This window comes from Bradyrhizobium sp. Ghvi (assembly GCF_900115265.1).
Classification (GTDB): Bacteria; Pseudomonadota; Alphaproteobacteria; order Rhizobiales; family Xanthobacteraceae; genus Bradyrhizobium.
The window spans coordinates 728,496-743,657 of sequence record NZ_FOVU01000001.1; the positions used below are offsets into that span (position 1 = coordinate 728,496).

The window sequence follows — 15,162 nt, forward strand, 5'->3', positions numbered from 1 at the left end:
CGTTCCGGGCCGCTTTGGCGATAATGTTGGGCATCGCAATTGTTGTCGTCAACAACAATCTTCCGCTTCGAACCTCGAGCCGCTAAGGTCATCCGGCCAGGAGACGCGATGTGACGACCCCCGCAACCCGAACTTCCCCGCGCAAACGAACAAGCAATGGCCTGACGGCACAGATCGGTGCGGACGAGATTGGCCTCGACGCGCTGATCGGGCACGCCGGCTACGCGGTGCGGCGCTTCCAGATCTGGATCTTTCAGGACTTCATCAGGACGCTCGGCGAGGTCGACATCAGGCCGACGCAATATTCGGTGCTGACGGTGATCGGCGCCAATCCGGGACTCTCGCAGATGGCGGTGGCGAAACGCCTCGGTATCGAGCGCGCCCGGCTGGTGCATCTGCTCGACAGCCTCGAGCAGCGCAAGCTGGTGAAGCGGATCAAGTCGAAGTCCGACCGGCGCTCGCACGCGCTTCACCTCACCGCGCAGGGCGAGACGGCGCTGGCCAAGTTCAAGCGGCTGGCTGCCGAGCACGAGCGGCATGTCGAGGACAAGATCGGTAAGGCGAACCGGGAGCGGCTGCTTCAGATCCTTGCTGGCTTCACCTGATCCGGGCTGCCCATGATTTGGGCAAATGCCTAGGACAGACCCCCGGTCCGGCCACCTGCCCGCTGGTCAACGCATCGCCCAAGGCACTGATTTTACGATAATAACCGCGGCACCGCGCCTGCCCGGATAATGTACACAATGGCACATCGCTTGCTTCAATGCGGGTGAGACAAGTTGCCGGAGTTTTGTCGCCATGGGGGCTGAGCAGCCTGAAACGATTGCCGCGATTGTGGCCGCGCATCGCGCGGGCACGGTGACGCCGGCGCAGACGGTCGCGCGGACCTATCAGCGCATTCGCGATCACAACGATCCCGCCATCTTCATCAGCCTGCGCGACGAGACGGACGCGATCGCGGAAGCCGAGAAGCTCGCCGGAAAGGATGCGGCGAGCCTGCCGCTCTATGGCGTACCGGTTGCCGTGAAAGACAATATCGACGCGCTCGGCTTTCCGACCACGGCGGCCTGCCCGGCCTTCTCCTATACCCCGACGCACGACTCGACCGCGGTCGAGCGGCTGCGCGCGGCCGGCGCGATCATCATCGGCAAGACCAATCTCGATCAGTTCGCCACCGGTCTCGTCGGCGTGCGATCACCCTATGGCATTCCCAAAAATTCGGTCCGCGAGGATCTCATTCCCGGCGGCTCCAGCTCGGGATCGGCTGTCGCGGTCGGCGCCGGCCTGGTGCCGCTGTCGCTCGGCACCGACACCGCCGGCTCAGGCCGCGTGCCGGCGATGCTCAACAACATCGTCGGGCTGAAGCCGAGCCTCGGCATGATCTCGACGGCAGGCCTCGTGCCGGCCTGCCGCACGCTCGATTGCATCTCGGTGTTTGCGCTGACGGTGGACGACGCCGCGCTCGCGCTGTCCGTGATGGCCGGGCCTGACCAGGCCGATCCGTTCTCGCGCGATCGGCCGCCGGGTGCGATCACGCCGTTCCCGACCAATTTGCGCCTCGGCGTTCCGCGCGATGGACAGTTGATCTTCTTCGGCGACAAGAAATCGGAAGCCGCTTACGGCGAAGCGCTGAAGCGCTGGACCGCGCTTGGCGCAACGCTGGTCGAGTTCGACCTTGAGCCGTTCTACGAGACGGCGCGCTTGCTCTACGAGGGGCCTTGGGTCGCCGAGCGTTATCTGGTGATCAAGAATCTTTTGGCCTCGGCGCCTGATACGATTCACCCCGTGACGCGCGAAATCACCGCCGCCGGCGCGCGGCTGACGGCGGCCGAAACCTTCTCCGCGCTTTATCGCCTCCAGGGACTGCGCAAGATCGCCGAGCGCACATTCGCAAACATCGATGCACTGGTGCTGCCGACAGCACCGACGACCTATACGACCGCGCAGGTGCTCGCCAATCCGATCGAGCTGAACAGCCGGCTCGGCACCTACACCAATTTCGTCAACCTGCTCGATCTCTGCGGCCTCGCGGTGCCGGCCTCGATGCGCGCGGACGGCATTCCGTTTGGCATCACACTGCTGGCGCCGGCGGGACACGATGCGCTGCTGGCGAGCATCGGGCGCGTGTTCCATGCGGATACCAAGATGACCCTTGGAGCGAAGGGCATCGTGCAAGCACCGCTCGTGGCGCTTCCTGCAAGCAGCAGTGACGACATCCCGATCGCCGTGGTCGGCGCCCATCTCTCCGGCATGGTGCTGAACGGCGAATTGACGGCACTGAACGCAACGCTGATCGAGGCAACCAAGACGGCGCCGGACTACAAGCTCTATGCGCTGAAGACCATGCCGCCGAAGCCGGGCCTGCTGCGCGTTCAAGCGGGCAATGGCGCATCGATCGAGCTGGAGATCTGGTCGCTGTCGGCGGTGGCGTTCGGCAAGTTCGTCAACGCGATTCCGGCACCGATGGCGATCGGCACGGTGCGGCTTGCGGATGGCCGCGGCGTGAAGGGCTTTCTCGTCGAGCCGGAGGTGCTGGGCGAGGCGCGAGATATCACGGCGTATGGCGGTTGGCGGGCGTATATGGCGGAAGTCGCGAAGACGTAAACAGTCTCGTGTCCCGGGCGCAGTGCATCACGCAGTGATGCGCTGCTGAACCGGGACTCATGAAGGGACTTGCGGAATGGATAGGTGGGTCCCGGCGCTGCGGAGCAGTGCTACCGCGCTGCACCGCGCCCTGGACACACGTGTGCCCTTACACCGACACCGCGTAGATCTCGTATTCCCCACGCACCAGCTCGATATGCGCGCGCATGGCGGCGGCGGCGCCCTGCTTGTCGCCGCGCATGATGGCGACGACGACGCGGTCGTGCTCGGCTTGCGACTTGGCGAGACGGCCGAGATTGCGGAACTGGGCGCGGCGGAACGGCTGCACGCGCACGCGCGTCGCCAGGGTGATCTCGGCTATGTAGCCGTTCTGCGATCCCGCATAAATCGCGTTGTGGAAGCGCTCGTTGACCTCATGGAAGCGATCGGGATTGCCGGCGTAGCTGAGAACGCGCAGCTCTTCGTGAATAGCCTCCAGCCCATGGCGCTCGGCGGCCGACATGCGCTCGGCGGCAAGGCCTGCGCACAGCGCCTCCAGCTCCGCCATCGCCTCGAACATGCCTGTCAGCCGCTCGATCGAGGGCTGCGCCACTACCGCGCCGCGATGGGGCCGCGCCTCGACCAGACCGCTCGCGACCAATTGGCGCAGCGCTTCGCGCACCGGGGTGCGCGAGACATTGAAGCGCCGCGCGATGTCGGTCTCGTCGAGTGGCGCGCCCGGCGCGAGGGCTCCGCGCACGATCTCGTCGGCAAGCTGAAGACGCAGCTCCTCGGCACGGGTGACCTTCTGCACTGATGGCAAGGCACGGTCGACGCGGGGCACCACCGGCTCAGCCGGCAGTATCCCCTGCGGAAAATCGTCAAGCGCCATGCGGTCAGGTCTCTTTCGACTCGTCGATGATGCTGACATGAGCGGCGACGACGCGCCAGCCCTCCGGGAAGCGAATCCAGGTCTGCATCTGCCGGCCGACCCTGCCGGGTGCCGTGTCGCGATAGAACAGCGTGGAGGCGACAGCCGTGTCGCGGCCGTAGGTGGAAATCACCGTCTTTGCGGTGCGCCTGATGAGACCGACCGGCGAGCGGCCGGCGCGGAAGCTGGAGATCGCCTCATAGCCGTAGAGGTTCTCACCGATGCCGTAACGCAGCGTACGGGGATCGTTGCGGAAGAGCTCGCCAAGCACGGCCACGTCGTTCGTGACGAGGGCCTGCTCATAGCGATCGAAAGCGGCTTTGACTTCCGCGATCACGTCGGGGAGATCGATCTCCATCTCAAATTCCTCTTAAAATCCCCTTGGGCTGGGCGCCGCGACGACGCCCATCTTTTCCAACGCGTAGGCGACGCGGAGCGCGACGTCCTCGCGCCAGGGCGCCGCGATGATCTGCACGCCAATCGGCAGCGGCTCGAGCGGCACCGGCACCGCGACCACGGGCAGGCCGATGAACGAGATCGGCTGGGTGTGGATGCCGATATTGGCGCGCACCGGCAGTTCGACGCCGTCGAGATTGAACATCACCTGGCCGAGTTTCGGCGCGGTGCAGGGCGTCGCCGGCGCGAGCAGCACATCGACGGATTTGAAGATCTCGGCGAGCTGCGCGCGATACCAGCGGCGAAATTTTTGCGCGCGGTCGACCAGTGCTGCCGGCACCATGGCGCCGGCGATCAACCGGTCTCGCACGGCCGGATCGAAATCATTCGGGCGCTTGCGCAGGCGATCCAGATGCAGCGAGGCGCCTTCGGTGGTGGTGATGACATAAGCCGCGGCGCGGGCGCGCGAGGCTTCGGGCACGTCGACGATCTTTGTCGCGCCCAGCGCCTTTGCGACTCGGCTGACGGCTTCGACCGCTTCCGGAAACACGTTCTTCTGGAAGTGTCCGCCGGCGATCGCAATGCGCAGGTCCGACACGGGATTGGCAATCAGCGGCAACGTCGGCTCCAGGCCGCGCGTGGTGCAGGCGGCATCGTCGGCATCCGGCCCCTGCATCGCGTCATAGGCGAGCGCGAGATCGGTGACATCGCGCGCGAACGGGCCGAGATGATCGAGGCTCGCTACAAACGGGAACGAGCGCGCCCGCGACAGCCGGCCATAGGTCGGCTTCAGGCCAAAAATGCCGCAGAACGAGGACGGCACGCGGATCGAGCCGTTCGTGTCCGAACCGAGCGCGATCGGAACCAGCGCGCCGCCGACGGCACTACCGGAGCCGCCGGAGGAGCCGCCGGTCATCCGCGTGGTGTCATGCGGATTGCGCGAAGGACCGTCGTGAACGTTTTCGCCGGTGAAGTCGTAGGCGTATTCGCCCATGTTGAGCGCGCCGACGAGCACGGCACCGGCGGCTTCCAGCCGCTCGATCAACGTCGCGTCACGCTTGGCGGGCGCGAGATCGCGATTGATCTTGGAACCGGCGCGCGTCGGCAGACCCGCGACGTCGAACAGGTTCTTCACCGCGAAGGGCACGCCAGCGAGCGGGCCGACATTCTTTCCGGCGGCAATATCAGCATCGATCGTGCGTGCCTTGGCGCGGGCGCGATCGGCCGTGACGTCGGTGAAGGAATTGAGGATGGTGTCGTGCTGCTTGATGCGCGCGAGAGCGGCCTCGGTGGCATCGAGGGCCGACATCTTGCCACCGCTCACCGCTTTCGCGATTTCGGCGGCCGTCATCTCTGACTTGGTGGTCATGGCAGCATCAGGCCGTGAAGATCGGAGCCGGCTCGGTCTCGTCCGGCAACGCGAATTCGTCGACCAGGCGGGCGAGCCGCAGCGAGACCTCGAGATTGGCGCGCACCGCGGGCCGCCAGGCCTCCTCGACCGGCAGCGCCAGCGCTTTCGATACGGCGTCGATATAGTCGTCCAGCGGTTCGGGCATCACGCTCCCAACAATCTCTCAATGCACCGGCAGCGGCGGATGCGGGATCGCCGTCAGCAGCTCCTTGGTGTAGTCGTCCTGCGGATCGCTCAACACCTTCTCGGAAATGCCCTCTTCCACGATTCGACCCGTCCGCATCACAATGACACGATCGCACAACAAGCGCACTACATTCAAATCATGCGAGACGAACAGATAGCTCATACCCAGGCGCGCCTTGAGGTCCTGAAGCAGGTTCAGCACCACCGCCTGCACCGAGACGTCGAGCGCCGCGGTCGGTTCGTCCAGGATGACCAGCTTGGGGTGCAGCGCGATCGCCCGGGCGATGCCGACGCGGGCCTTCTGGCCACCGGAGAGCTGATGCGGGAAACGATCGAGCAGATTGTGCGGCAGGCCGACCATGGTGGCGAGCTCTTCGCAGCGGGCGCGGAGCGCTTCGCCGCCCTTGATGCCGCCCAATTGCAGAAGCGGATCGGCGATGGCGCGCGCGGCGGTGAAGCGCGGGTTGAGGCTGTCGGTCGGATCCTGGAACACCATCTGGATCCGACTGCGCTGCGGCAGCCGGGCGAAGGCTGATGGCGCGATGCCGCCGATATCTTCGCCTTCGAACTGGATCAGGCCGGAGGTCTGATCCAGGAGCCGCATCACCATCATCGACGTGGTCGATTTGCCGCAGCCGGATTCGCCGACGAGGCCGACGCTCTCGCCGTGGGCGATCGAGAAGCTGATGCCGTCCACGGCGCGGAACACGTCCGGCTCGACGGGCGGCTTGCGGCCGAACAGTTTGCCGAGCGTGGCCGTGGCGCCCTGGCGGGGATATTCCTTGACCAGCTTTTCGATGAGCAGGAGGGGCTTGGGAGTCTCGTCGCTCCCGGGCTTGACCCGGGAGTCCATCGATTGAGATGAGTCTCGCGAAACGTGATGGACGGCCGGGTCGAGCCCGGCCATGACAGCCGCGGCCTCCTCCTCCGGCAACAGATCCCGCAAGCTCACACCCAGCCGCGGCGTCGCGCGCATCAGCTTCTTGGTGTAGGGGTGCTGTGGATTGGCGAAGATGTCGGCGGCCTTGGCGGTCTCGACGACGCGACCCTTTTCCATCACCACGACGCGGTCGCAATAGGCGGCGGCCAAGCCGAGGTCGTGGGTGATCAGGATGGTCGACATCGCGCGCCGCCTGGTCAGCTCGACGATCAGATCCATCACCGCTTTCTGGGTGGTGACGTCGAGGCCGGTGGTCGGCTCGTCCGCGATCAAGAGCTGCGGATTGCAGGCGAGCGCGAGCGCGATGACGACGCGCTGGCACATGCCGCCTGAGAGCTCGAACGGATAGGCGTGGTAGCGCTCGCGCGGGCGGGCGATCTTGACCTGCTCCAACGCCTCGATCGCCTTCTCGCCGCGATCTGTGACCTGGGCCTGCTGGACATGGGTGCGCAGGACGTCCTCGATCTGATCGCCGACCTTGCGGATCGGGTTCAGCGCCGCGCGCGGGTTCTGGAAGATCATCGAGACTTCGCGGCCGCGCAGATCGCGCATCTGGTCTTCGCTCGCAGCCTTGACGTCGATGCCGGAGAACATCACCGAGCCCTCGGCGATCTTGCCGGCGCGGTCGAGGATGCGCATCACCGCATAGGACGTCACCGACTTGCCGGAACCTGACTCGCCGACGATGGCGAGCGTCTCGCCCCTGGCGACGGAGATGTTGACGTGCTGCACGGCTTTGACGATGCCGCGCCGGGTGGTGAATTCGACGGTCAGATCTTGCACATCGAGCAGCGGCTGAGCGGTCATACGGGCCTCCCGTCGCTCACAAACTCGAAAACAACCCCATGCACAGTAGAGGCGGCATTGGATTCATTGGAGAATTTTTGACGGAAGCCAGCGACCATCACGTCCTCCGCTGGGGATCGACGATGTCGCGCAGGCCGTCGCCGAGGAGGTTGAAGCAGAACACGGCGATCATCAGCGCGAGGCCGGGAAACAGCGCGATCCACCATTCCCCTGAGACCATGAAGCCCGCGCCCTCGGCGACCATGATGCCCCACTCGGCGGTCGGCGGGCGAACGCCGAGGCCGATGAAGGACAGACCTGCGGCATTCAAAATGGCGTAGCCCATGGTCAGCGACATCTGCACGATCATGATGGGCATGATGTTCGGGAGGATGTGCACCAGGAGGATGCGGAATTCGCCATTGCCTGATAGCCGCGCGGCCTGCACGAAACCGGCATTGCGGCGGACATTGGCTTCGGCGCGCGCGACGCGGGCATAGAGCGGGAAGTTCACGATCGCGGTCGCCAGGATGATGTTCTGCACGGTGTTGCCGAGCGCAGCGACGATGCCCATGGCGAGCACGAACAGCGGAAAGGCCATGATGGTGTCGGCGATGCGGCCGACGATGCGGTCGGTCCAGCCGCCGAAATAGCCCGCCGCGATGCCGGCAAGGCCGCCCATCAGGAACACCAGCACGACGGAGGCGACCGCAATGAACGTGTCGAGCCGCGTCGCCACCACGACGCGGCTGAAGATGTCGCGCCCCAATTGATCGGTACCGAACCAGTGCGCGGCCGACGGCGGCTTCAAGGCCGCCGCGGTATCCGAGGCGAGCGGATCATACGGCACCACATAGGGGCCGAAGATCGCGGCGGTCAAAATCAGGATCAAGAGTGCGAAGGCAAAGCCTGTGACCTTGTTCTCGCCCAGCACGTAGCGGGTCTGTTCGAGAATCGCAGTGAACCCGGAGGTACGGGCAGGACCGGCGGGTTCAACGGCAGGCGCAACGGTACTCATTGAGACCTCCTACCCTTCCAGCCGCACGCGCGGATCGATCACGCCGTACAAGATGTCGATCACGAGATTGAGCAGCACGTACATCACCGCCATGGTCAGCACGAAGCCCTGCACCGGAGCGAAGTCCGACGAGATCAGCGCTTCCACCGCGTAGGAGCCGATGCCGGGCCAGGCGAATACTTTTTCCACCAGCACGTTGGCCCCTAACAGGAACGAGAACACCATGCTCAGCGTCGTGACGACTGGCAGCATCGCGTTGCGGAAGGCGTAGGTGACGATCACGGTGGTCGGCGACAGCCCGCTGGCGCGCGCGGTGCGGACGAAGTCGGATGCGAGCACCGCCAGCATGGAAGCGCGCGTCATGCGGGCGATCGGCGCCAGCGAGAAGATCGCAAGCGTCGTTGCGGGCAGAATGAGCTGGCTCAGTGCCGAGCGAAAGGCCTCGACATCGCGCGCGAGCAGCGTGTCGATGAGATAGAAGCCGGTGACCGTCGGCGGCGCGCTGTAGAACACGTCCAATCGGCCGAGCGGCGCCGGCGACCAGCCGAGCCGGAAATAGAAGACGTAGACCAGCACCAGGCCAGTGAAGAACACCGGCAACGACACGCCCGCCGTTGTCGTGACCCGACATAAGTGATCGATCCATGACCCTGGCCGCGTGGCCGCGAGCACGCCGAGCGGAATGGCGATAACGATGGAGACGATGAGGCCGAGCAGGGTCAGCTCTGCCGAAGCCGGCAGGCGGTTGCGGATTTCGGTCGCGACCGGCTGGCCTGTCGTCAGGGAGTTGCCGAAATCGCCATGGGCGAGATCGTTGGTGTAGCGGTAGAACTGCTCGATCAGCGGTTTGTCGAGGCCGAGCTTTTTCCGGATCTGCTCGACAGCTTCTTTCGTCGCGGCGGGCCCTGCGAAATAGGCGGCGGGATCGCCCGGCAGCGCGCGCGTCAGCAGGAAGGTGACGATGACGACCCCGATCAGCGAGGGAATCGCGAACATCAGGCGCTTGCCGATCATGGAGAGCATGGGACTCGTTCCGCTCGCGCGAATGGCGAATAGCGAGTGGCGAATGTGTCCTCACAGCCAATCAACTGCATTCGCCAACACCTATTCGCTATTCGCCAATCACCATTCGCCCCACTCACCCCTTCGCCATCGCGCGATAGTCGAGCCTGCGGTGGAACCAGTATTGATAGCCGCTGATGTTCTTCTGCATCGCGACGTTGACGAAGGGCTGGTACAGCGGGATGCGCGGGATGTCGGTATACGCGAGATCGACAAAGCCTTTCACGTCAGCATCGTAAGCCGCAGTGTCGCCGGCCGCGGCGGCCGTGCGCGCGCCGTCGATGAATTTGTCCATCTCCGCCGACTTGTAGCTCATGGTGTTGAAGACGGAATTGTTGCCGTGATAGCACCAGTAGAAGAAGTATTCGGGATAATCGAGCCAGCCCGAGAACACGTTGGTGAAGAGCGGCATTTCCTTCTTGTTCAATTCGGTGCGCCAGTTGGCGCCGGGCACCTTGTTGATGGTGGCCTTGATGCCGATCTGGGCGAGAGACTCCTGCACCAGCACGCAGAGCGGTTCATTGACGCCGGCGAAATTCAGGTCGAACGAAATCGTGGTCTCGAACCCGCCTGCATAGCCAGCCTCCGCCATCAGCGCCTTCGCCTTGTCCATGTCGGTGTTGTATTTGTGCGGCTGCGGCCAGGCGACTTCGGTCGGCTTGTCCCGGGGCGCCCCGAACATCGGGTTCGCTAGCCCGAACATCACCGCGTCCATGATCTTCTGATAGGGCAGCGCATAGGCGACCGCTTGGCGGACCTTCGGGTTGTCGAAGGGCGGCTTGGTGACGTTCATGCCGATATACTGGATGCCGTTCGAGAACGGCAGCGACACCACGTTGAGCTTGCCGTTGGCCTTCATCTCCTGGAAATCCTTGTTCGGAAGTTCGTAGGAGATGTCGGCGTCGCCACGCTCCAAGAGCGCGCGGCGATTGCCGGCCTGCGGCACCATGCGCCAGATCACGCGCTTGATCTTCGGCAGCGGACCGCAGACCCAGTCGTCATTGCGCTCCATGATCACTTCGGTGCCGGCGGTCCACTTCGTCACCTTGTAGGCGCCGGAGCCTGCCGTCTGCTGCTTGGTGAACTCGAGGCCCCAGGGATCCTTCTCGCTGGAGTTCTTCTTCACCAGCTCCGAGTTGACGATGCAGGGCACGATGACGGCGAGATCGGGAATCGTCAGCCGGTCCTTCTTCAGGAAGTCGACACGCACGGTGTAGTCGTCGATCACGACGAACTGCTCCGGCTTGGTGAGCGAGCCCGCGCTCATCTGGAAAGTCGGAAAGCCGCCGACGCTGACGGCGCGGTCGAGCGACCACTTCACGTCCTTGGCGGTAACAGGCGTGCCGTCGTGGAATTTGGCGTTCTTGCGCAGCTTGAAGGTGACCGACTTGTCGTCGATCCTGAAATCCTCGGCGAGCTCGCCCTTGAATTTGTCGCGGTCGTAATAGGGCACGCCGCCGGGGCCGGTCTTCATCTCGTGGCTGATGAGGCGATCGTAGCAATTCCAGGACACCTCATAGCCGGGGACGTTGGTGCCGACGCCGTGGATGTCGAGATTGTTGGGACCGCCTTCCGAAACGATCAGCAGCGTCTCCGAACGCGCATCGGCATAGGCCGACGACACGACCTGCGGCACCGCCGGAAGCGCCGCGCCGGCGGCCAATCCGGACACGGACTTGAGAAAATCGCGGCGCTTCATGACGGGTGCTCCAACTCAGAAGTTCTGGTTGGAACCGGATTCGCAAGGTTCGTGCCAGGGGGTAGCAGGAGCTTAGATCCGCAATAAATAATTGATACTGCTTATGTATGTCGAATAGGGCGGACGCGATCTCGAAGCTCAGGGTTCGACAATTGCATGCAAAGAGAGATATTTGCTCATTTAATAGGCCAAAATTGAGGCCGGCGCACCTAATAGGCAAAGACTATCATTCCGGGGCGATGCGTAGCATCGAGCCCGGAATCCATCGAGCCATGGCACTCGCAGGACAATGGATTCCGGGCTCGCCGCTTCGCGGCGCCCCGGAATGACGGGCGAGGCGCGGAGCGGAAAAATCACTCCGCCCAGATCAGCTCCTGCAATTCGAGCAGATCGTTCGCCTGGTCCTGCCAGCCCTCGATGCAGATGTGGCTGTTGAGGTCGCTGGCCTGGTGCAACAGCATGAGGGCCATCAGGCGTCGCTTCAGCGCGAATTCGAGCTTTGCATAGCCGAAGCCTTCGAGCAGGCTACGCACCCTCCCCGGCCGGCCCGCCGCCATGAAGGCGCTCGGGCCGAGCAGGTCGTAATCGCGCCAGCCCGCGCGGACATCGCCGAAGTCGAACAGGCCGGCGAGCGAGCATTGATCGTCGCTGCAGGCGAGCAGGAAATTTTCCGGAATGTATTCGCCGATCAGGATCACCGGCGGCGCATCCATCGGGATCAGCATCGCCGCGTCGCGCAGGAGATCGTCGAGGCCGGCGAGGAATTTCGGCGCGAGGCCGAGACGGGTGTGCCGCGCCTTGCAGCCCTGCATCTGCGCGCGCATGAACTCGCTCCAGCGCGGCTCGATCCGTGCGAGCGGGCCGAGCGGCGCGCGCTGTACGGCGGCGATGGTCTCTCCGATCTGGCGCAGCACACGCTCCTTCTGCGCTTCGGGGAGCTGGGGCCAGACCTCCGAACCGAGCGTGCCTGTGAGGCGCGTGATGACGAGATAAGGCCAGCCGTCGCGCTCCCCCTCTGCGACGATCTCCGGAATCGGCAGAGGCAGCCGGCCTTTCAGCTGCGTTAGCGAGCCGCGCTCGGAGACGAATTGCGCGCGCAGCAGCGGCGGGAAGATTTTCAGGATCAGCTTGTCACTGAAGCCGACCACGAGATTGGTGCCGGTCGAGAAGACGTGCGGTGAGGCGACGTCGATGCCGCGGCTGCGCGCGATGTCGAGCGCGATTGGGAGCCATTGCGGCGGATCGGAGCGAAAGGCGCGAAAGGAGTGCGGGCTGGTGAATTGAGGCAGCGTTTGCGATGAGACCATCAGCGCAAACCCAGCGAACGGAGCATCTCTCCCGCTTGCGGGAGAGGTCGGCGCATCCCGGGCGATGCGCAGCATCGTCCCGCGCCGGGTGAGGGTTTCCTCTGGGGGGCTCTCGCGAGTGGAGACACCCTCTCCCCACCCTTCCCCCGCAAGCGGGGGAGGGAGTGCACCGCCCCTGTGGCTGCAGCGTGTCTCAATCTCACGGCCTCTATCGCTCCGGGCTCGCGCGCTCGAACTGGCGCAGCAGCTTGTTGCCGCGCTCGACGGCGGAATCGAGTGCGGCCTGCGCGCTCTTGTGGCCGGCAAAGGCCTCCTCGAGCTCGTCCTCGATCGCGCCGCGGATCAGCACGAAGGAGCCGAGCCGGATGCCTTTGGAATTCTCGGTCGGCGGATGCAGCGTGATCTCTTCGAACGAGATCGAAAAGCCCGGATTGCGTTCGTAAAACCCTTGCGCGCGCGTCAGCTCGAAAGCGGCGCGGGTTACAGGCAGATAGCCGGTGTTCTGGTGCCAGGCGGCCTGCACGCCGGGCTGCGAGAGGTACGCGAAGAACCGCGCCACGCCCTTGTATTCCTCGCGCGGCCGGTCGCGCAGCACCCACAGCGTGGCGCCGCCGATGATGGAATTCTGCGGCGCGCCTGCAACGTCGGGCCAGTACGGCATCATGCCGTAGCCGACCTCGAACTTCGAGACCGCCTTGATGTCGGCCCGCGTCGCCGAGGAGCCGATGAAGATGCCGCATTCACCGTTCTGGAAGCGCGGCTCGGCCGCCTGCCCGCGTCCGCTGTAATCGAACAGTTTCGTCTCTTGCCATTCGGCGAGCTGGGCGACGTGCTTGACCACTTCTGGGTTGTTGATGGTCAGCTCGGCATCGAGGCCGGCAAAGCCGTTGGCCCGCGTCGCCAGCGACAGATTGTGAAACGCCGAAAAATTCTCCACATGGATCCAGGACGGCCAGGAGGTCGTGAAGCCGCAGGCCGCGCCGTGTTCGCGCAGACGCCTTGCCGCTTGCCCAAGCTCGGGCCAGGTCTTCGGCGGCGTCTCGGGATCGAGGCCGGCGTCGCGGAACATTGTCTTGTTGTAATAGAGGATCGGCGTCGAGGAGTTGAACGGGAAGGACAGCAGATTGCCTGACGCATCGCTGTAATAGCCGGAGACCGCCGGAAGATAATCATTGAGCGAGAACGGCTCGCCCATGTCGCGCATCATGCTGTACACCGGATAGATCGCACCCTTGGCCGCGGTCATGGTGGCGGTGGCGACCTCGTTGACCTGGACGATCGCGGGCTGGCTGCGCGAGCGGAAGGCGAAAATCGCGGCCGTCACCGTCTCGGTGTAGTTGCCTTTGTAAGTCGGCACGATGCGGTAGTCGGACTGCGAGGCGTTGAAGTCGGCGGCAAGCTTTTCGAGCTGCTTGCCGAGCTCGCCCGACATGGCGTGCCACCATGCGATGTCGGTCGTTGCGCGCGCTTCACAGCTCAAGGCGAGGACCAAAGTGGCGACGGCGACCTGCAAGAGGCGGAATGCTGAAGTCACGATGGCCCTTCCAAGGTCAAGCGGCAAGAGGCGACGTCCCCTTGCTTAAGACGCGGCATAGTCGGTTTCAACCGGGAATGAAGGCGCACGGCGCTGCACAATCATCCGGCGGACCCGGCCGGGATGGCCTTCCCCTAACCATCTGCTAGATTGCGTTGAACCTTTTTGCCCCGCCATAGACTCCATCACCGAGGGGTTGAGTGTGCCAGTGCTAAACCGTGCCGAACTCTCACGGACCGGGGTGATCTTCGTCGCGCTTCTGCTCGCGATCTTCGCGACGAACGCTGCTGCGCGCGAATTCCGCGCCGCCGACACCCAGACCGAGGACTACCCGACCGTCCAGGCGCTGCGCTACATGGGCGCGCTGATTGCCGAGCGCACCAAGGGCCGCCACGAGATCAAGGTGTTTCACTCCCGCCAGCTCGGCGAGGAGAAGGAGACGATCGAGCAGACCCGCGCCGGCGCGATCGACCTCAACCGGACCAATGTGGCCCTGATCGGCAATTTCGTTCCGGCCATGAACGTGCTCGCCATGCCGTTCCTGTTCCGGTCCATCGAGCACATGCAGAAGGTGCTGGACGGGCCTGTTGGCAAGGAGATTCTCGACAGCTTCGAGCCCTACGGCTTCGTCGGGCTCTGCTTCTACGATTCCGGCGCGCGCTCGATCTACAACGGCGTCCGACCCGTGAGGAGCCTTGCCGACCTCAAGGGATTGCGGATCCGGGTGCAGCAATCGGAGTTGATGAGCGAGATGGTCCGCGCGCTCGGCGCCGAGCCGGTCGAACTGCCCTATGGGCAGGTGCTCACGGGGCTTGCGACCCATCTGATCGACGGGGCGGAAAACAACTGGCCCTCCTTCGTGACCACGGACCATTACAAATATGCCGGCTACTACACGCTCACCGAGCACACGATGAGCCCGGAGGTGCTGGTGATCTCGCTCAAGGCCTGGCGCAGCCTGTCCGCCGAGGACCAGACCATCTTCAGGGAGGCCGCGCGGCGCTCCAGCCGGTTCATGCGTGAGAAATGGCGCGACCTCGAGGAGCAGTCGCAGCACAAGGCGGAGGCCGCCGGCATCACCGTGATAAAAGACATCGACCGCAAGCCGTTCGAGGACGCGATGGCGGCTGTTTACGCCAAGGCGGCGCAGGATCCCGCCGCCGCCGCGCTGATCGAACGGATTCGCAAGGTGGAGTGACGCTGCTTGATCGCGCACGGCACCAGCCAGATCGCAGAGCGGCCGCCCGGCCCGGTCGGGCGGCTCCGCGCGCGGCTGGTGGGCGCGCTGCGGGCGGTGCCGATCCGCTGG

At 64.5% G+C, this 15,162-nt stretch carries 13 protein-coding genes; 3 read left to right on the forward strand and 10 right to left on the reverse strand.

Going from position 1 to position 15,162, the window contains the following annotated elements:
• Positions 1-110: 110 nt before the first annotated feature.
• On the forward strand, positions 111-605 hold the full coding sequence (locus BM374_RS03470) for a MarR family winged helix-turn-helix transcriptional regulator (RefSeq protein WP_092289148.1): 495 nt from the start codon (positions 111-113) through the stop codon (positions 603-605).
• A gap of 193 nt (positions 606-798) precedes the next feature.
• The gene (gene atzF / locus BM374_RS03475; protein WP_092289149.1) at positions 799-2,604 is read left to right on the forward strand and encodes an allophanate hydrolase; all 1,806 of its coding nucleotides are present in this window, start codon (positions 799-801) and stop codon (positions 2,602-2,604) included.
• Positions 2,605-2,752: 148 nt separating this feature from the next.
• Here atzF and BM374_RS03480 read toward each other — a convergent pair whose 3' ends face one another.
• The 10 genes from BM374_RS03480 to ugpB all read right to left on the reverse strand — a co-directional run bounded on the left by BM374_RS03480 (position 2,753) and on the right by ugpB (position 13,853).
• Positions 2,753-3,475 (reverse strand): GntR family transcriptional regulator, encoded by a 723-nt coding sequence (locus BM374_RS03480; protein ID WP_177248066.1) that lies wholly within the window; start codon positions 3,473-3,475, stop codon positions 2,753-2,755.
• Between the two features lie 4 nt (positions 3,476-3,479).
• Entirely contained in the window at positions 3,480-3,872 is a 393-nt protein-coding gene (gene hpxZ / locus BM374_RS03485; RefSeq protein WP_092289151.1) for an oxalurate catabolism protein HpxZ, read from the reverse strand.
• 12 nt (positions 3,873-3,884) lie between these two features.
• On the reverse strand, positions 3,885-5,279 hold the full coding sequence (locus BM374_RS03490; protein WP_177248067.1) for an AtzE family amidohydrolase: 1,395 nt from the start codon (positions 5,277-5,279) through the stop codon (positions 3,885-3,887).
• A gap of 7 nt (positions 5,280-5,286) precedes the next feature.
• The gene (locus tag BM374_RS03495) at positions 5,287-5,466 is read right to left on the reverse strand and encodes a DUF4089 domain-containing protein (protein ID WP_177248068.1); all 180 of its coding nucleotides are present in this window, start codon (positions 5,464-5,466) and stop codon (positions 5,287-5,289) included.
• Positions 5,467-5,484: 18 nt separating this feature from the next.
• Complete coding sequence (locus tag BM374_RS03500) at positions 5,485-7,254, reverse strand: dipeptide ABC transporter ATP-binding protein (RefSeq protein WP_092289153.1); 1,770 nt, start codon at positions 7,252-7,254, stop codon at positions 5,485-5,487.
• A 97-nt stretch (positions 7,255-7,351) separates the two neighbouring features.
• A complete protein-coding gene (locus tag BM374_RS03505; RefSeq protein WP_092289154.1) occupies positions 7,352-8,251 on the reverse strand; it encodes an ABC transporter permease in 900 nt (299 codons plus the stop codon).
• Between the two features lie 9 nt (positions 8,252-8,260).
• Positions 8,261-9,274, reverse strand: a complete 1,014-nt coding sequence (locus BM374_RS03510; protein ID WP_092289155.1) for an ABC transporter permease — start codon at positions 9,272-9,274, stop codon at positions 8,261-8,263.
• A 115-nt stretch (positions 9,275-9,389) separates the two neighbouring features.
• The gene (locus BM374_RS03515) at positions 9,390-11,012 is read right to left on the reverse strand and encodes an ABC transporter substrate-binding protein (RefSeq protein ID WP_092289156.1); all 1,623 of its coding nucleotides are present in this window, start codon (positions 11,010-11,012) and stop codon (positions 9,390-9,392) included.
• A gap of 353 nt (positions 11,013-11,365) precedes the next feature.
• Entirely contained in the window at positions 11,366-12,319 is a 954-nt protein-coding gene (locus BM374_RS03520; RefSeq protein WP_092289157.1) for an aminoglycoside phosphotransferase family protein, read from the reverse strand.
• Positions 12,320-12,527: 208 nt separating this feature from the next.
• Positions 12,528-13,853 carry a sn-glycerol-3-phosphate ABC transporter substrate-binding protein UgpB gene (gene ugpB, locus BM374_RS03525; RefSeq protein WP_177248069.1) on the reverse strand — a complete coding sequence of 442 codons (1,326 nt, stop codon included), beginning with the start codon at positions 13,851-13,853 and terminating at the stop codon, positions 12,528-12,530.
• A gap of 202 nt (positions 13,854-14,055) precedes the next feature.
• Between ugpB and BM374_RS03530 the strand changes: the two genes are divergently transcribed.
• Positions 14,056-15,051, forward strand: coding sequence for a TRAP transporter substrate-binding protein (locus BM374_RS03530; RefSeq protein WP_092290200.1), 996 nt, complete (start codon positions 14,056-14,058; stop codon positions 15,049-15,051).
• Positions 15,052-15,162 lie beyond the last annotated feature (111 nt).